Genomic DNA, 17,012 nt, shown 5'->3' with positions numbered 1-17,012 from the left:
GGGACAGTGAGGGAACAGGGAGTGCGCAGGGGGGACAGCACTCATGAGCAGCACCGTGAGCCGACCCGTCGCGATCGCGTCAACTCGCAGCGCCGATCGGGAGCTTATCGGTTGTGAACCCTAAAAGATCAATTTCACGGCCCGGCGGAAGTGAGGATTCCGTCACGCTTCGGCGAGGGTCGCCGGGTCGACAGATTCCTTTGCCCGACAGGCAAGTTGAGCGCGCGGACCCATGCGCCCGTCCGGTACGCCGACGGGATCGCGAGGCGACCGGTCCCGAGGCGCCACACCGGCCGACGTGTGCAGATGCTGACGGAGTGAGGCCTGCTCTCCGGGGTGCCTCGTGCCCCGGGGAATGACACGATCTTGTCCGAGGTTCCAGATCGTGCCGTTGAAGCCCTCTCCGAGTTGCGAGGTCACCGATGAACACCATGCTCGCCATCAGCCAGGACTCCCTCGGCGGTCCCGAGGTCCTGAAGGAGGTACGGCCGCGGCGCCCCGAGCCCCGGCCGAACGAGGTCCTCGTGCGAGTGCGTGCCGCCGGGGTGAACCCGACCGACTGGAAGCACCGGGAGAACGGCGGCTTCCTCGGTGAGCCGCCGTTCGTGCTGGGCTGGGACGTCTCGGGCGTGGTCGAGGCCGTGGGCATCGGCGTCGCCGCGTTCCGGCCCGGCGACGAGGTCTTCGGCATGCTCTCCTACCCGTTCGGCCACGGCTCCCACGCGGAGTACGTCACCGCTCCCGCGCGCACCTTCACCGCCAAGCCGGCCGGAATCGACCACGTCCAGGCGGGCGCGCTCCCGCTGGTCTCGCTGACGGCGTGGCAGGCACTGGTGGAGCGGGCCGACGTCCGGCCGGGACAGCGGGTGCTGATCCACGCGGCGGCCGGTGGTGTGGGCCATGTGGCGGTGCAGATCGCCAAGGCCCGGGGTGCCCACGTCATCGGCACCGCCAGCGCGGGCAAGCACGAGTTCCTGCGCTCCCTCGGGGCGGACGAGACGGTGGACTACCGGGAGACGGACTTCGCCGAGGCCGTGAAGGACGTCGACGTGGTCCTGGACACGATCGGCGGCGACACGTCCCTGCGTTCGCTGCGCGTGCTCCGTCCGGGCGGGGTGGTGGTGTCGATCCTGCCGGTCGGGTCGGACGAGTTCTACGAGGAGGCCGAGCGGCTCGGCGTGCGTGCGGTGCGGATGCTCGTGGACGCCGACCGGGCCGACATGCGGGAGATCGCCGGGCTGGTCGAGTCGGGGAAGCTGAAGGCCACGATCGCGCGGACGTTCCCGCTGGCCGACGCGGCCGAGGCGCACGCGCTCGGCGAGAAGGGCCGCACCACGGGCAAGCTCGTCCTCGTGGTCGACTGACCGGCCGGAGGCGACATCGCCGTACTGCGGGATCCGTGCCGCCCGGCCCGCATCCGAGAGTGCACCACGGCCGGGGTCGCGGTGGAGGCGTTCGGGGGGCGGGCAGGCGCGTTCCGGTGTGCGCCGCCCGCCCGACGAGCGGATCGCCGAGGCGCTGGCCGAGGTCGACCCGGACATCCTGGCGGCACTGGTGGACGGCCCCGAGCCGACCGCCGGGGACCTCGCCGCCGCGCTCGCCGCCCGCACCGCCGACGGCTCCTTCCATCCGCTGTACCACGGCTCCGCGCTCGGCGGCCAGGGCGTCTCGCAGCTGGTCGAGGGCCTGGTCGGGATGGTCCCGGCCGCCGCACCCGCCACGCCGGGGCCTACCGCACCGCGCGGCACGGTCTTCGCCGTACGCCCCGGACCCGGCGGCGAGCGGACGGCGTACCTGCGCCTGTACGACGGTGAAGTGCGCCCGCGCCGGCGGCTCACGTTCCTGCGGCGCGAGTCCGACGGCCGGACCACCGAGGTGCCCGGCCGGGTGACGCGCCTGGACGTGGTCGGCGGGGCCGGGACCCTCACCGCGGGGAACATCGCCGCGCTCTCCGTTCCCGGCAGCCTGCGCGTCGGTGACCGGCTCGGCGACCCGACCGACCGCTCCCCGCAGTTCCCGCCGCCGACTCTCGAAACCGTGGTCCGCGCCCGGCACTCCGGACAGGCGGCGCCGCTGCGCTCCGTCCTGCTGGCACTGGCCGACCAGGACCCGCTGCTGCACGTCCGCCCGGCGGCTTCCGGCGCCACCGCCCTGCTCCTGTACGGCGAGGTCCAGATGGAGGTGCTGGCGGCGACGCTGGCGGAGGACTTCGGGATCGAGGCGGAGTTCGCGCCGGGCCGCGCCCGCTTCCTGGAGCGCCCGGCCGGTACCGGCGAGGCCGTGGAAGAGATGCCGTGGCTCGACCACACCCGGTACTGGGCGACGATCGGGCTGCGCGTCGAGCCGGGGCCGCGCGGTTCGGGCGGGGTCTTCGCCTACGAGACGGAGCTCGGCGCGCTCCCCCGCGCCTTCCACCAGGCCGTCGAGGAGACGGTCCATACCACGCCGCTGACCGGCCTGTCCGGCGCCGCGGTCACGGACTACCGGGTCACGCTGATCCGCTCCGGATTCAGCTCGCCGGTGAGCACCGCGGCCGACTTCCGCGGGCTGACCGCGATCGTGCTGCGCCGGGCGCTGCGGCGGGCGGGGACACTGCTGTACGAGCCGTACCAGGCCTTCGAGGTGGAGGTCCCGCCGGACGCGATGGCGCCCGTGACGGCCCAACTCGCCTCGCTGGGCGCGGACTTCACCGGTTCGACGGGCGGAGACCCCGCCTGGCTGATCACCGGCGAGCTGCCGGCCCGGCGGGTACGGGAGGCCGAGCTGCGGCTGCCGGGACTCACGCGCGGGGAGGCGGTGTGGTCGTCCCGGCCGTCCGAGGACCGCCCGCTCAGACCGTCGCACTGAGCCGTCGTACACGCCCCCTCCGCGCCTTCGCCCGTCGTTGCTTCCCGTCGACTACTCGGTCTGCCAAGGGAGATGGGGGGCATTGGGACAGTAGGAAGGAGGGCCGTCGCCATGACGACTCCCATCAGGAACCTCCCTCGGCGCATGCCCGGCTGGGCGAAGGCGCTGACCGCGATCGTGCTGGTGCTCGTCGTGCTGTTCGCGGGGCTCCGGCTGAGCGTCGTCCCGGGTCTGAAGGACCTGTTCGGCACCGAGACCCAGGACCGCTCGGGCCCCGCGCTGCTCACGTCCATCCAGGACATCAGCCGCTACGAGGCCGCCTCCGGCAACTTCCAGGTCGTCGTGGACCTGGAGAAGGACGTCAAGCTCCTGCCCGACGCGATCCGCGGCACCCGCACCCTGTACGTCGGGGCCGGCACCGTCGACGCCCATGTCGACCTCGGCAAGGTGGAGGAGGACGACGTGACGGTCGACGGCGACCGCACGTCGGCCACGCTCCGGCTGCCGCACGCCCTGCTCGGCGAGCCGGCCCTCGATCCCGAACGCTCCTACGCCGTGTCCAAGCAGCGCGGGCTCCTCGACCGCCTCGGGGACCTGTTCTCGGACAACCCGAACGGTGAGCAGGCCGTGCAGAAACTCGCGGCCCGGCACATCGGGGCCGCGGCGAAGGACAGCGAACTCAAGGCCCGTGCCGAGAGCAACACCACGGCGATGCTCCAGGGCCTGCTGCATTCCCTCGGCTTCGAGGAGGTCCGGGTGACCTACGGTCCTGAGCAGGAGTGACTGCGGCCGGTCCCACCACCTCTCCGGCATCCTCGGCGGCTCGGCGGGTAACCGCCTTACCACGCGGGGAAGTCGACGACTGGAGGATCCCATGGCTCGTGCCGCCCCAGGGTCGCGTTCCCTACCGCGCCGCCGCGCCGCCAGGACCGGGGACGCCGGCCGGTGCGACCGGCGCCCGCTCGCCCTCCCGTTGCGCCTGCTGGCCATGGTCTGCGCGTTCGCCTTCATGGTGGCGTTCGCGGTGGTACTGGCCCGGCTGACCCTGCACCCCTCCCCCGCGTCGGAGGCGCTGACGCATACGAACATGCGTCCCGGCCGTTCGCTGAAGGCCTATCTGGACCAGCCCGCGCTGCGGGACGCCGTCAAGCAGATCGGCGGCAACATCGTGCTGGGCGTCCCGTTCGGCGTACTGGTTCCGGTCGTCGCCCCCCGCACCCGCGGGCTGCTGCGGGTCCTGCTGCTGACGGCCGTCGTGATGCTGCTGGTGGAGTTCGCGCAGGGCGCCCTGATCACCGGGCGGGCCTTCGACATCGACGACGTCATCCTCAACACCACGGGCGCGCTGGTCGGTTACCTGCTCCTGGGCCGGCGGATGAGCCGCGCCGTGCATGCCCGCCGGTCCCGGAAGTAGGGCGGGACCAGGCGGTCCGGACCAAGGTACTGACTTGCCCACCGGCACCCCCGCCAGCTCTACGACTGCAACGGCGGCGCCAACCGGAAGTGGACGGTCGGCTGAGGCCCCGGTGCAGGGTCAATGCAACGTCCAGGTGAACTTGTCCCCGCCCACCCAGCGGACCACGTCCGGGTCGTCCAGGTCGTGGACCGTGATGCCGAAGGCCGCGGCCGCCACCAGCACATCGGTGACGGTCTTGGCCTCACCGACCACCTGGCCGTCGATCTCCACGATCCGGAACGGCGGCGTGCCCGGCTGCACCTGGAGCACGAGGATCCGCGGACTGCCGATGTGCGGGCTCCCGATTTCGGTCATGCTTCGAGGGTAGGACGCAAGTCGCGGTGGCGGCCGGTCGGGGAAGCGGACGGGGCCGCGGAGTGGCGCGGTTCCTCAGGGCCGCCGCCAGTCGTCGCCCGTCAGATGGGACCCGGCCATCGGGCCCATCCGGAGCATGCCACCGTCGACGCTCCAGGATGCACCGGTGACGTACGAGGCGTCCGGCCCGGCGAGGAAGGCGATCACCGCGGCGACCTCGCGGGCGTCTCCGGGCCGGCCGAGCGGCACGCCGGGGCGGCTCTCGGTGTGCGGGTCGGTGCCCTCCTGCCCGGTCATGGGCGTGGCGATCTCCCCGGGTGCCACGGCGTTGACGGTGATGCCGTGCTCGGCGAGCTCGATCGCCATGACCTGGGTGAGCAGGCCGAGCCCGCCCTTGGCCGCGCAGTACGGGGCGGCGCCCACCCGCGGCTGGTGTTCATGGACGGAGGTCACGTTGACGATCCGGCCGCCCTCCCCCTGCCGGATCATGCGCCGGGCCGCCTTCTGCCCGCACAGGAATGGGCCGGCCAGGTCGACGTCCAGGACATGCCGCAGGTCGTCCAGGCCCAGGTCGAGGAAGGGCGTGGCAGTGCCGGTGCCGGCGTTGTTGACCAGGACGTCGACGCGGCCGAGCCGCTCGCACAGCTCGTCGACCGTGTCCGCGGCCCCCGGCAGCCGGGTCAGGTCCACCCGGGCGGTCTCGGCCCGCCGTCCCAGAGCGCGGACCTCCTCGGCGGTCCGCTCGGCGCCCGTCTCGTCGGTGTGCCAGGTGATGCCGACGTCCATTCCCGCCTCGGCCAGGCGTACGGCGGTGGCGCGGCCGATGCCGGAATCGGAGCCGGTGATGACGGCCACCCTGGCGTCGGACGGGCTGGGACTGGGCATGACGGCCTCCTCTTCGGCGCTGCTCGGCTTCCTCACGGCTCACGGCTCACGGCTCGGGGCATCGCAGTACCCGGGCCCAGTACGCGCAAACCGCTCGGCCCGTGGTGCGGGCCCCGGGGCGCTGGGGAACCCTGGACATGCCGGAGCAGGCCGGAGCAGGCCGGAAGAGACCGGAAGAGGCCGGAAGAGGCCGGAAGAGGTACGAGCAGGCCCGGGAAGGAGATGGCGATGGAGCCCGTCGAGGCACTGGAGCGGATCGCGTTCCTTCTGGAGCGGTCCCAGGAGCCGACGTACCGCGTCCGCGCCTTCCGCACCGCGGCCCGGGTGCTCGGTGAGCTGCCCGCGGCCGAGCTGCGCGAGCGGGCCGGGTCGCTGGAGTCCCTGAAGGGTGTCGGCCCCAAGACGGCGCAGGTGGCTCGCGAGGCGCTGGCCGGGCGGGTTCCCGGCTACCTGGAGAAGCTGGAGGGTGAGGCCGCGGCCCCGCTCGCCGAGGGTGGTGAACGGCTGCGGGAACGGCTGCGCGGCGACTGCCATCTGCACTCCGACTGGTCCGACGGCGGCAGTCCGATCGAGGAGATGGGACGGGCCGCGGCGGCGCTCGGGCACGAGTGGGCGGCACTGACCGACCACTCGCCGCGGCTGACGGTCGCGCGCGGCCTCTCCCCCGAGCGGCTGCGCGAGCAGCTGGACGTGGTGGCCGGCCTCAACGAGACCTGGGCGCCGTTCCGGCTGCTGACCGGCATCGAGTGCGACATCCTCGACGACGGTTCGCTGGACCAGGAACCGGACCTGCTGGAGCGGCTCGACGTCGTGGTGGCGTCCGTGCACTCCAAGCTGCGGATGGACGCCCGCGCGATGACCCGCCGCATGGTGGCCGCCGTACGCGATCCGCACACGGACGTCCTCGGGCACTGCACCGGGCGGCTGCTCACCGGGCGGGGGCGGCCGGAGTCGGAGTTCGACGCGGACGAGGTGTTCGCCGCCTGTGCGGAGTCGGGCACGGCCGTGGAGATCAACAGCCGACCGGAACGGCTCGATCCGCCGCGTCGGCTGTTGCGCCGGGCGGTGGGCGCGGGCGTGCTGTTCTCCATCGACACCGACGCGCACGCGCCCGGACAGCTGGACTGGCAGGTCCACGGGTGTGCTCGGGCCGAGGAGTGCGGAGTGCCCGCGGAGCGCGTGGTCACCACGTGGTCCCTGGACGAGCTACTGGCCTGGACCCGTCAGGGCCGTACTCCCTTCGGAGTGGCGGACCGCTGACGTGGTACCCGCCTCCCGATCCACCGACCAGAAACAGGCCAGGAACGGCCCAGAAACAGGCCAGGAACGGGCCAGGGACGGGCCAGGGACGGGCCAGAAGGGAACAGTGCATGGAACGGGCGGCCGTGTTCGACGTCGACGGAACCCTCGTCGATACCAATCACCTGCATGTGGCGACCTGGTGGGAGGCGTTCCGGCAGGCGGGTCACCGGGTGCCGATGCACGCCATCCACCGGGCGGTGGGCCTCGCCTCCACCGACCTCATCGGGCATCTGCTGGGCGAGGACCGGGACACGGACCAGGACGCGCAGCTGAGCGCCGCCCACAAGGCGCTGTACGGGCAGTACTACGACCGTCTGCCGGCGCTGCCGGACGCCGGGAAGCTGCTCCGCCGCCTGGCCGGCGACGGCTGGAAGGTGGTCCTTGCCACCTCGGCGGGCGGCCCGGAGCTGAGCGCGCTGCGGCGGGCGATCGACGCGGACGACTCGATCGCCGCCACCGCGAGCGCCGACGACGTCGACGCGGGCAAGCCGTCGCCCGAGCCGGTGGAGCATGCGCTGGAACTCGCCGCAGTGCCGGCCGAGCGGGCGGTCTTCGTCGGCGACACCGTCTGGGACATGCGCGCGGGCAGCCGGGCCGGGGTGCGCCGCGTGGCAGTGCTCTGCGGCGGTCTGCCCCGTGCCGACCTGGAGCAGGCGGGCGCGGAGGCGGTCTACACCGACCCGGCCGGCCTGCTGGCCTCGCTGGAGGAGAGCCCGTTCGCATGAGCCACCGTGCCGTACTCCACGTCGGGGCGCGCCGGCCGGTCGTACGGATGCCCGGCGCCGTATGACCGCGGTGGCGAGTACCGCCCGGGAGGTGCTCCGGGGGCGGCGGCCGCTGTCCGCGGTGTGGCGGGAGGCGTGTGCCGTCGGACGGGCCGTCCGGGCGGCCTGGCAGGGCCCCGGACGGGAACGCGACCTGGTCGTACAGTCGCTGAAGGCCGCGGGCGCGGCGCTGATCGCCTGGACCGTCGCGGGTGTCTGGCTGGGCGATCCGATGGCGTTGATGGCTCCCTGGGTCGCGCTCGTCCTCGTACAGGCCACCGTCTACAGCTCGGTTCGGCAGGCCGGGCAGCAGTTCGCGGCGATCTGCGTCGGGGCCCTGGTGGCCTCGGCGGCGCAGGCCCTCACCGACGACAACACGGGGGCGCTGGTGCTGTCCCTGCCGGTGCTGATGCTGATCGCGAACTGGTCCCGGTTCGGCGGGCAGGGCATCTACACGGCCACCACCGCTGTGTTCGTGCTGGCCTCCGGGACGGCCGTCTCGGCCTCCGCGGTCGGGCACCGGGTGGGGCAGGCCGCGCTCGGCGCGGTCATCGGCGTCGCGGTCAACGCCTTCGTGCTGCCGCCGATCCATCTGCGGGACGTGCGCGAGAACCTCGCGGCACTTCCCCGGGAGGCGGGCGACGTCCTGCGCTCCGTCGCGGCCGACCTGCGGGAATCCGAGTGGGACGCGCAGACGACGGCAGGCTGGTCGAGCGACGCGGCGCGGCTGCAGCGGCGGCTGGACGCGCTGGCGTCGGCCCGGTCGTGGAGCCAGGAAAGCCTGCGCCTGACCTACGGCCCACTGCGCGCACTGCGTCGCGCGCCCACCGCCGTCCCGCCCGAGGACGAGGACCAGCGGTGGAGCCGGGTCACCGGGAACATCACGGCGCTGACCCGGACGCTGACGGTGGCCGCCGACGAACACCGGACTCCCGACCTGCCCGAGGGCCCTGTGCTGGACCTGTACGCGCGTCTGCTGAAACTGATCGGGGACGCCTGCCACGGGGAGGCCGACCGACTGCTGGGCGAGGCCGCCGAGGACCGTCCGGAGGAGGAGACGGAGGCGACCATGGAGGAACTGCACCGGCGGTTGCAGGACGGCCTGCGGGAACAGGCCGGGCAGGGGGCCGCGCGGACGGCGGTACTCGGCACCCTGCTGCTGCAGGCCGAGAACCTGTGGTCCGAGATCGTCCCCGAGCCGTCGACGCGGGAGCAGTGACACACATCACCCCAAAACGCCACAGACGGCGGAACACCGGCAGGTCCGCCCCCGTTGAAGAAGGCGTGGGTACGGACGGGACAGTGTCCCCGGGCCTCACCTATTGCCCACAGGGACGATCGTTCGGCTGAAGCCCTGTGGAGCCTTTCGCCGAGAGGCGACCGCCGTCCGTATCCACCTCGTACCGCCCCGATCGTGATTCCCCCGTCGCGGTCGGGGCTTCTCCTTGTCCGCTCGCCTCGCCTTGTCCGCCCACGTCGTGCGCTCTCTCCACGTCCCCTTGCGTGCCTTCGCGGCGTGGCGGGTACCCGGTGACCTCCGTACGGGCAGGTGGCCGAGAGGAGCACAAGGTGAGCAGCACAACGGGCAGCAGGATCGTGGTCACGGGTGCCACCGGCAACGTGGGCACCAGCGTGGTGCGGCTGCTGTCGGAGGATCCGGAGGTGGCCTCCGTGCTGGGGCTGGCCCGGCGGATCCCCGAGTGGTCGCCCCCGAAGACCGAGTGGGCCGCGGTCGACCTGTCCTCGGAGCGGGCCGACCTTACCGGCCACTTCGCCGGCGCCGACGCCGTGGTGCACCTGGCCTGGGCGTTCCAGCCGACGCATGATCCGGCGACGACCTGGCGGACGAACGTCCTCGGCTCCATCCGGGTCTTCGAGGCGGTGGCCGCGGCAGGGGTGCCGGCGCTGGCGCACGCCTCGTCGGTCGGCGCGTACTCGCCGGGGCCGAAGGACCACGCGGTGGACGAGTCCTGGCCGACGCACGGCTGGCCGGGCGCCGCGTACTGCCGGGAAAAGGCCTATCTGGAGCGCGCCCTGGACACCTTCGAGCGCGACCACCCAGGGGTTCGGGTGGTACGGATGCGGCCGGCCTTCCTCTTCAAGCGGGAGTCGGCCAGCGAGCAGCGCCGGATCTTCGGGGGCAGGTTCCTGCCGGGCCCGTCGGCGCGTCCGGATCTCCTCCCCTTCCTGCCGGACATCCCCGGACTGCGGGTGCAGGCACTGCACACCGACGACGCCGCCCACGCCTACCGTCTGGCGGTGCGCTCCAAGGACGCCCGGGGCCCCTACAACCTCGCGGCCGACCCGCCGGTCGACGCCGAGCTGCTGGGCCGGATGACCGGTGGGCGAACGGTGCGGCTGCCCCGGGCCGCGGCCCGCTCGGCGGTCGCCGCCGCGTGGGGGCTGCATCTGCTGCCCGCCTCCCCGCACCTGTTCGACGCGGTGTTGCGGCTGCCGCTCATGGACTGCACGCGGGCACGGGCCGAGCTGGGCTGGCGTCCGGAGCACACGTCCACGGAGGTGCTGGAGGAGTTCCTGCGGGGCTTCCAGCAGGGCGCGGGAGCGGCTACGGATCCTCTGCGAGGGCGCAAGGTCGGCTGAGTGCGAGCGCCCATCACTGGGCCGGGGCATCGGCCCAGTGATGCCGCGCCGGTCCAGTGACGGCTGTGCGGCACCGTCAGCCGTTCAGCCGGACGACTCGTCGGGCACCGGGTGCTCGGGGTGCACCGCGCCCGAGTGCGGTGCACCCTGTCGGCCCGTCCCCGCCTCGTCCGTGTCGGGGACGTCGGTGGCGTCGCCCGCGGTGTCGTCCCTTTCGGCGTCCTCGTCGCCCTCGGCCTCCTCGTCGCCCTCGGGGCGCTGGCCCTGTTCGCGTTGCTCACGCGTGGGCGCGGCGGCCTCCCACGGATCGTCGCCGGTGCCGGCCTGCTGGTCGGGCATGTCCCGCGGGACGGGGGCGGCACCGTTCTCACCCGGTCCTTCGAGGCGGTGGTCGGTCACGGGGCACTCCCTTTCCGCGGTCCTCCTGGGCGTCCGAGCGACATCGGGTACCACTGCGGTGACCAGCGAAACCTCGGTAGAACCTCGGTATGGGGCCCGCTCCTCGGGCAGAAGGCGGGTGTCGAGCCGGAGGCCGGTCCGGCCGCCGATGACACGGCTACCGTCGCTGTACGGCGCGTGAGAACCCCCTCTGCGGCCTTTGCCCGGATACCGTCCTGTCCGGATACGTTCGAGGCGCCTGGGGAAGGGAACAGCCCGAGGATGCGGGATGTGCGTAAGAGTGCGGCTGCGGCTCTGCGGCGGGTGAAGTGGCTCAGGGACCCCATGGTCGTGCAGGCGCTGCGCTCGGCGACCGCGGCCTCGATCGCCTATGTCATCGCGGTGCGGCTGACCCCCGACAAGTCGGCGGCGCCGCTCACCGCACCCCTGACCGCGCTGCTGGTCGTCCAGGTCACCCTGTACGCCACGCTCAAGATGAGCTTCCGCCGGGTGAACGCCGTGGTGGCCGGCGTCCTGGTCGCCATCGGCTTCAGCCAGCTGGTGGGGCTGAGCTGGTGGAGTCTGGGCCTGGTGATCGTGGCGGCGCTGGGCGTCGGACATCTGGTGCGGGCGCACGAGTTCGTGGCCGAGGTGGCGATCAGCGCGATGCTGGTGCTCGGTGTGACCTCGCACGGGAGCCTGGCGTGGGCCAGGGTGGTGGAGACGCTGATCGGGGCCACCGTCGGACTGACCTTCAACCTGATCCTCGCCCCTCCGGTGTGGGTGGAGCAGGCCGGCGAGTCCATCGAGGGGCTGGCCCGGCGGGTGCGGCAGCTGATGCTGCGCATGGGTGAGGAGGCCGCCGACAGCACCCCGTTCCACGAGGCGGCGGCCCGGCTGCACGAGGCCCGCCGGCTCGACCACGACATCGGCGAGGTGGACGAGGACCTGCGGCAGGCCGAGGACAGTCTCCGCCTCAATCCCCGCGTACGCGAGGGACTGCTCCACCGGGTGGTACTGCGCACCGGTCTGGACACCCTGGAGATCTGCACGGTGGTGATGCGGGTCCTCGCCCGCACCTTCACCGACCTCGCGAAGGAACGGGAGCCGGAACCGCTGTTCGGACCCGAGACGGGCGCCACCATCCAGCAGCTGCTGTCCGAGATCGCCGACGCCGTGGTCAGCTTCGCGGTACTGGTCACCACCAGCGCCAGCGAGGACGCCGAGTCCGCCGAGGAACGTCTCTCCGCCGAACTGCGACAGGCCGCGGTCACCCGGGACAGGCTGGCCCAGCTGCTCCTGGCGGAGGTCCGGCGCAACCCCCTGCACTGGCAGTTGCACGGCGCGGTACTGACCGAGGTCAACCGCGTCATCGACGAGATGGACACCGAGCACCGCTCTCGCCGGCTCCTGGAGGAGCTGGACCACCACACGCGCGAGCTGCGCGAGCGCATGCCGCGGCTGACCCGGCTGCGCGACGGGCTGCGGGCCAGGCTCCGGAAGCGGAAGCGCGGCGGCGCCGCGCGCCGTTCTCCCTGACGGGGAGGCCTTGGCCGGCCGACGCCGGCAAGGCCGTTCGCCTCACCCGTCGCCGTCGGTGCGCTGCCACTGCAGGGCCCGAGGGCAGGAGGCGGCGCTCGCCTGCGTCAGCAGCGCGTGCATCCGCTCGGTGAGCTGCGCGACGCCGTCGGCGGGAGCGTGGAAGGGCAGTCGTACGTCGCCGTGGGCGCGGACGCGCTCGACGCGCAGCGTCAGTCCGTGCCGGTCGACCGCGAGCGGCCGAACCCGGACCGCGCCGTGCAGGCTGTCGGCGTCGACGAGCCGGGTCAGCCGCTCCACCGCGTCGCCGTGGCAGTCGGCGAGATGGGTCAGCAGCCGGGCCTCGGCCAGGGCCAGCGGATCGGGCCCCGCGGCGGCGAACTCGTCGAGGTCGACCACCACGGCACCGGACGGCTGCCGCAGCACCACACGGGTGGGCGTGAACGCCAAGTGGCCGTCCTCCACGGCGAGCCGGCCCGCGAGCCAGAGCCGGGCCCTGATCCGGCTCCGGACCGGGACGGGCGCCACGTCGGCGAACTCCAGCACGGCGGACGGCTCCCCGCGTGGCGCGCAGATCGCCGCCGCGAGCAGGGCGCTGTCCTCCGGCACGCGCAGGAGCACCCGGCCGTCGTCGGCCACGGTGTGCGCGCCGACGAACTCCTCACGGCCGCCCTCCGCGGTCACCGCGCAGGACCAGGCGGTGGCGAGCACGGAGCGGGCCTGCTCCGCCGCCGCAGGCGCGGCCGTCCAGGTGTGGCTGTCGCCCATCCCCAACCTCCGTCGTCAATTCACTGAGCAGTTCGGCTACCCATTAGGTAAGGCTCACCTAACCTATAGGACATCAGAGTATGCGCCAACCAGGAGGCACGATCTTCGCGGGACTTTTTCAGCGCACCGGAGGGCGCACTTCAGCGGCCTGAGGGCGCGTTACGAAGTGCAACGGGGGCGCGGGGGATGCTGGGGGCGCTCACGGCGCGATGGCGCCCAGCAGGGCGCGGGCGCACAGGTCGCGCACCTGCTCCCGGTCCGGCTCCGGATCCCGCAGCCACTCCAGGCAGACCGCTGTGGTGAACGCCAGCCAGCCGCGCACCGCCAACCGTACGTCGGGCCGCGCCCCGAAGGCCGGGCCGTACTCCGGGTCGGCGCCCAGCACCGCGAGGATCTGCCCCTCCTGTGCGGCCAGCGCCCGCTGGTAGACCCGGCGCACCGCCCGGTCCCCGGCGGCGTCGGCGCGATGGAAGGCACGGTAGCCGTGCGCGTGGGCGCGCACGTACTCCAGGTAGGCGTCGAGGCCCACGGTGAGCTGCTCGTGGACCGGAACTCCGGGCACCGCCGCGGTCATCCGCAGCATGCGCTCGCTCTCGCGCTCGACGACCGCGGCGAAGAAGTCCCGCTTCGTCGGGAAGTAGTGGTACAGCAGCCCGCGGGAGACTCCGGCGATCTCGGCGACCCGCTCGATCCACACCTCGTCGTAGGGGCTCTCCGAGAACAGCCGCGCGCCGGCCGACAGCAGTTGCTCCCTGCGCTCCGCGGTGCTGAGCCGTCGGCGGGTGCGCTCACCACGGTTCGCGGCCATACCCGCACCTTACTTGACGCCGGTTCAACAACGGGACGAGACTGAGGCGCGTTATTGAATCCATGTACAACACACTTGCCCCGGCACGTGCCACACGCCGCTGCGTCAAGGGAGGTCGCGTCATGGCGGAGACGACGAACGGAACGGCCCGGGACGGACTGCCGAAGGGGTTTCGCAGCGCCGAGCTGGGCTGGCCCGAACTGCACCGCGTCCCGCGTCCGCCCTACCGCCTGCCGTTGCTCGGCGATGTGGTGGGGGCCGGCCGGCGCGCCCCGATGCAGGACTCGCTGCGGTACGCCCGGCGGCTGGGTCCGATATTCCGGCGGCGGGCCTTCGGCAAGGAGATCGTGTTCGTGTGGGGTGCCGGACTCGCCGCCGACCTCGCGGACGAGGCGCGGTTCGCCAAGCACGTGGGCGTCGGCGTGGCCAACCTGCGGCCGGTGGTCAGGGACGGGCTCTTCACGGCGTACAACCACGAGCCCAACTGGCAGCTCGCGCACGACGTGCTGGCACCCGGGTTCAGCCGGGAGGCCATGGCGGGCTACCACGTGATGATGCTGGACGTGGCCGGGCGACTCACGGACCACTGGGACCGGGCGCGGGCTGCGGACCGGGCGGTGGACGTACCCGGCGACATGACCAGGCTGACACTGGAGACGATCGCGCGCACCGGGTTCGGACACGACTTCGGTTCCTTCGAGCGCTCCCGCCTCCACCCCTTCGTCACCGCGATGATCGGCACTCTCACCTACGCGCAGCGCCTGAACACCGTGCCCGCGCCGCTGGCCCCGTGGCTGCTGCGCGGTGCGAGCCGCCGCAACACCGCCGACATCGCCTACCTCGACCGCACGGTCGACGACCTGGTCCGCGCCCGCCGGACCGCCGGCGGCAGGGGTGGCGAGGGCGACCTGCTCGACCGGATGCTGGACACGGCTCATCCCGAGACCGGTGAGCGGCTGTCGGCGGAGAACATCCGCCGACAGGTCATCACCTTCCTGGTGGCCGGTCACGAGACCACCTCGGGCGCGCTCTCCTTCGCCCTGCACTACCTCTCCCGCCACCCCGACGTCGCGGCCCGGGCCCGCGCCGAGGTGGACCGCGTCTGGGGCCACACAAAGGCGCCCGGCTACGAGCAGGTGGCCAAACTGCGCTACGTACGCCGGGTGCTGGACGAGTCGCTGCGGCTGTGGCCGACCGCACCCGCCTTCGCCCGGGAGGCCCGCGCGGACACGGTGCTGGACGGAACGCATCCGATGCGGCGCGGTGCCTGGGCGCTGGTGCTCACGGGAATGCTGCACCGCGACCCCGAGGTGTGGGGACCGGAGGCCGAGCGGTTCGACCCGGACCACTTCGACGCGAAGGCCGTGCGGTCCCGGGCCCCGCACACCTTCAAACCGTTCGGGACGGGCGCGCGGGCGTGCATCGGGCGGCAGTTCGCGCTGCACGAGGCGACGCTCGTCCTCGGGCTCCTGCTGCGCCGCTACGAGCTGCTGCCCGAGCCGGACTATCGGCTGCGGGTGACCGAGCGGCTGACACTGATGCCGGAGGGACTGCGGCTGCGCCTGGGCCGGCGGACCACGACCGGCCGGTCCAGTGCGGCACCGGACCACCCGGCACCGGACGACGCAGCACCGGCATCGGCACCGGGCCGGCCGTCCGCCACCGGGGACGCCGGCTCAGGTCCCCGCTGTCCAGTGCACCGGGTGGCTGACTGAACCCGGCAGCCTGGTGCCCGCGCTGCCCCGCGCCGCGGTGAGCTGCGGCTGGGTGAGGAAGAAGGCGCCCGTCAGGTCCGCGTCCGTCAGGTCGGCATCGCGCAGGTCCGCGCCGATCAGGTCGGCGCCCCGCAGGTCCGCGCCGGTGAGGTCGGCGGCGATGAGGTAGGCCCCGCGCAGGTCCGCGCCGCTGAGGTCGGCGCCCCGCAGGCGGGCGCCCATCAGGTCGGCGTTGCGGCGGTTCTTCTTCTTGCCGCGCGTACCGGCCCGCACCAGTTCGCTGGTGCGCAGCAGCAGAACGTTGACCCGCTGCCGGTGCGCGGCCACGTCGAGGGCGGCCAGCTCCTCGGGGGACCCGTCGGTGAGGCGCTCGGTGTCGGTCAGGGCCCGGCGCAGTTCGGCGTGGACGGGGCGGGCGGCGGGCAGGGCCAGGGCCTCGGTCAGGTACCAGAGCAGTTCGTGCAGCTGGCGGACGACCGGGAACACGTCGAAGACTCGGCGGGCGCGATCCGGCGGGCCGGTGCGCCAGTCCTGGCCGCCGAAGGTGACCTGCGAGACCTTCTGACCGGCGCCGAAGCAGTCGTAGACGGTGCAGCCGGTGAACCCGCTCTGCCGCAGCCGCGCGTGGATGCCGCAGCGGTGGTCGTCCCGGAGGTTCGGGCAGGGTTTGCCCGCGTCCTTGTCGAGGGCGAAGTCCGCCGAGCGGGCGAAGGGCAGGGCCACGCAGCACAGGCCGAAGCACCGCTCGCAGTCGCCCCGCAGTTCCTCCTGGCCCGCGGTGGGTTCTCGCCGGTCGGCAGTGGATTCTCGCATGGTGTCGAGCATACGGACCGCCGGAGCGTCGAGGTGCGGGCGGCCCCCGTGCCCCGGGCAGGGTTCCCGTGCTATCGGCCGAAAACCTCGAAGGTCACCGCCGGTTTTCCGCCGAACCGCTCTCCGGCCGCCTCGGCGTACCCGACGAGGAATCGGCGCACGTACGTCTCCGGGTCCTCGTCGGTCAGCGCCTCGATGTACGTGCGGTGTTCGAGCAGGGAGCGGACGGCGCGCTCCAGCCCCGGTGTGGCGTCCACGGCGTGCGTGGGCGAGGAGGAACCGGCGACGGCGACCCAGCGCACACCGTCCCAGGGTTCGAGGCCCCGTTCGGTCAGCTCCGGGAAGATCCACCGGTTGCCGGCGTCGCCCGCCGCGTCGAGCGTGGCGCGGCCGACGGCGACGTGGTCCGGGGTGTTCCAGGCGACGCCGCCCCAGGTGTCCCGGTGGTTGAGGGTGATCACCAGCTCGGGCCGGTGCCTGCGGATCGCGGCGGCGATGTCACGGCGCAGGGCGACGCCGTACTCGACGGCCCCGTCCCGGTGGTCGAGGAACTCCACCTCGCTCACCCCGACGACGGCCGCGCTCGCCCGCTGCTCCCGTTCCCGCAGGGTGCCGCACCGGGTGGGCGCCAGTGTGTCGATGCCCGCCTCGCCCCGGGTCGCGAGGACATAGGCGACCTCGCGACCCTCGTCGGTCCAGGCCGCGACCGCCGCCGAGCAGCCGTACTCCAGGTCGTCCGGGTGGGCGACGACGGCCAGGGCGCGCCGCCAGTCGCCGGGCATGGGCTCCAGTTGAGTGATGGTCGGCTCCGTCATGCCCGC

Annotated in this window: 16 protein-coding genes and 1 pseudogene; 10 read left to right on the top strand and 7 right to left on the bottom strand. The window is 73.1% G+C overall.

The features are described 5' to 3' along the window. The first annotated feature begins 422 nt into the window (after positions 1 to 422). The 4 genes and pseudogenes from ABEA26_RS17655 (at position 423) to ABEA26_RS17640 (ending at position 4,261) form a co-directional block, all read left to right on the top strand. Positions 423 to 1,364 (top strand): NADP-dependent oxidoreductase, encoded by a 942-nt coding sequence (locus ABEA26_RS17655; RefSeq protein WP_345593401.1) that lies wholly within the window; start codon positions 423 to 425, stop codon positions 1,362 to 1,364. Positions 1,365 to 1,485: 121 nt separating this feature from the next. After that, positions 1,486 to 2,847: pseudogene (locus ABEA26_RS17650) on the top strand (GTP-binding protein); the annotation flags it as partial. Between the two features lie 111 nt (positions 2,848 to 2,958). Next, positions 2,959 to 3,630 (top strand): DUF4230 domain-containing protein, encoded by a 672-nt coding sequence (locus ABEA26_RS17645; protein WP_345593399.1) that lies wholly within the window; start codon positions 2,959 to 2,961, stop codon positions 3,628 to 3,630. A 91-nt stretch (positions 3,631 to 3,721) separates the two neighbouring features. Beyond that, complete coding sequence (locus ABEA26_RS17640; RefSeq protein ID WP_345593397.1) at positions 3,722 to 4,261, top strand: VanZ family protein; 540 nt, start codon at positions 3,722 to 3,724, stop codon at positions 4,259 to 4,261. Between the two features lie 120 nt (positions 4,262 to 4,381). Here the strand turns inward: ABEA26_RS17640 and ABEA26_RS17635 are convergent, their stop codons facing one another. Next, positions 4,382 to 4,618, bottom strand: coding sequence for a hypothetical protein (locus ABEA26_RS17635; protein WP_345593395.1), 237 nt, complete (start codon positions 4,616 to 4,618; stop codon positions 4,382 to 4,384). 75 nt (positions 4,619 to 4,693) lie between these two features. After that, positions 4,694 to 5,503 (bottom strand): SDR family oxidoreductase, encoded by an 810-nt coding sequence (locus ABEA26_RS17630; protein ID WP_345593394.1) that lies wholly within the window; start codon positions 5,501 to 5,503, stop codon positions 4,694 to 4,696. Between the two features lie 228 nt (positions 5,504 to 5,731). On the opposite strand from ABEA26_RS17630, the gene ABEA26_RS17625 reads away from it, so the two are divergent. The 4 genes from ABEA26_RS17625 to ABEA26_RS17610 all read left to right on the top strand — a co-directional run bounded on the left by ABEA26_RS17625 (position 5,732) and on the right by ABEA26_RS17610 (position 10,170). Beyond that, positions 5,732 to 6,763, top strand: a complete 1,032-nt coding sequence (locus ABEA26_RS17625) for a PHP domain-containing protein (RefSeq protein ID WP_345593393.1) — start codon at positions 5,732 to 5,734, stop codon at positions 6,761 to 6,763. Between the two features lie 110 nt (positions 6,764 to 6,873). Then, positions 6,874 to 7,530 carry an HAD family hydrolase gene (locus ABEA26_RS17620; protein WP_345593392.1) on the top strand — a complete coding sequence of 219 codons (657 nt, stop codon included), beginning with the start codon at positions 6,874 to 6,876 and terminating at the stop codon, positions 7,528 to 7,530. A 61-nt stretch (positions 7,531 to 7,591) separates the two neighbouring features. Next, the gene (locus ABEA26_RS17615) at positions 7,592 to 8,788 is read left to right on the top strand and encodes an FUSC family protein (RefSeq protein WP_345593390.1); all 1,197 of its coding nucleotides are present in this window, start codon (positions 7,592 to 7,594) and stop codon (positions 8,786 to 8,788) included. Between the two features lie 350 nt (positions 8,789 to 9,138). Next, positions 9,139 to 10,170 carry an SDR family oxidoreductase gene (locus tag ABEA26_RS17610; protein ID WP_345593388.1) on the top strand — a complete coding sequence of 344 codons (1,032 nt, stop codon included), beginning with the start codon at positions 9,139 to 9,141 and terminating at the stop codon, positions 10,168 to 10,170. An 84-nt stretch (positions 10,171 to 10,254) separates the two neighbouring features. On the opposite strand, the gene ABEA26_RS17605 is transcribed toward ABEA26_RS17610, so the two are convergent. Continuing rightward, positions 10,255 to 10,569, bottom strand: a complete 315-nt coding sequence (locus tag ABEA26_RS17605; protein WP_345593386.1) for a hypothetical protein — start codon at positions 10,567 to 10,569, stop codon at positions 10,255 to 10,257. A gap of 261 nt (positions 10,570 to 10,830) precedes the next feature. On the opposite strand from ABEA26_RS17605, the gene ABEA26_RS17600 reads away from it, so the two are divergent. Beyond that, on the top strand, positions 10,831 to 12,087 hold the full coding sequence (locus tag ABEA26_RS17600; protein WP_345593385.1) for an FUSC family protein: 1,257 nt from the start codon (positions 10,831 to 10,833) through the stop codon (positions 12,085 to 12,087). A 42-nt stretch (positions 12,088 to 12,129) separates the two neighbouring features. Here ABEA26_RS17600 and ABEA26_RS17595 read toward each other — a convergent pair whose 3' ends face one another. Both ABEA26_RS17595 and ABEA26_RS17590 read right to left on the bottom strand, forming a co-directional pair. Next, a complete protein-coding gene (locus ABEA26_RS17595; RefSeq protein ID WP_345593383.1) occupies positions 12,130 to 12,855 on the bottom strand; it encodes a DUF2470 domain-containing protein in 726 nt (241 codons plus the stop codon). Between the two features lie 199 nt (positions 12,856 to 13,054). Further along, positions 13,055 to 13,663 carry a TetR/AcrR family transcriptional regulator gene (locus tag ABEA26_RS17590; protein ID WP_345593382.1) on the bottom strand — a complete coding sequence of 203 codons (609 nt, stop codon included), beginning with the start codon at positions 13,661 to 13,663 and terminating at the stop codon, positions 13,055 to 13,057. Positions 13,664 to 13,785: 122 nt separating this feature from the next. Here ABEA26_RS17590 and ABEA26_RS17585 point away from each other — a divergent pair, with 122 nt between their 5' ends. After that, complete coding sequence (locus tag ABEA26_RS17585) at positions 13,786 to 15,378, top strand: cytochrome P450 (protein ID WP_345593381.1); 1,593 nt, start codon at positions 13,786 to 13,788, stop codon at positions 15,376 to 15,378. On the opposite strand, the gene ABEA26_RS17580 is transcribed toward ABEA26_RS17585, so the two are convergent. Both ABEA26_RS17580 and ABEA26_RS17575 read right to left on the bottom strand, forming a co-directional pair. Beyond that, positions 15,340 to 16,191 carry a pentapeptide repeat-containing protein gene (locus tag ABEA26_RS17580; protein ID WP_345593380.1) on the bottom strand — a complete coding sequence of 284 codons (852 nt, stop codon included), beginning with the start codon at positions 16,189 to 16,191 and terminating at the stop codon, positions 15,340 to 15,342. The genes ABEA26_RS17585 and ABEA26_RS17580 overlap by 39 nt on opposite strands. A gap of 71 nt (positions 16,192 to 16,262) precedes the next feature. Continuing rightward, positions 16,263 to 17,006 carry a PIG-L deacetylase family protein gene (locus ABEA26_RS17575; protein WP_345593378.1) on the bottom strand — a complete coding sequence of 248 codons (744 nt, stop codon included), beginning with the start codon at positions 17,004 to 17,006 and terminating at the stop codon, positions 16,263 to 16,265. Positions 17,007 to 17,012: the final 6 nt, after the last annotated feature.

The sequence above is a fragment of the Streptomyces marokkonensis genome (assembly GCF_039539045.1).
Lineage (GTDB): Bacteria > Actinomycetota > Actinomycetes > Streptomycetales > Streptomycetaceae > Streptomyces > Streptomyces marokkonensis.
The sequence above is the reverse complement of the archived record's forward strand: the minus strand, read 5'-3'. Positions and strand labels throughout refer to the sequence as shown.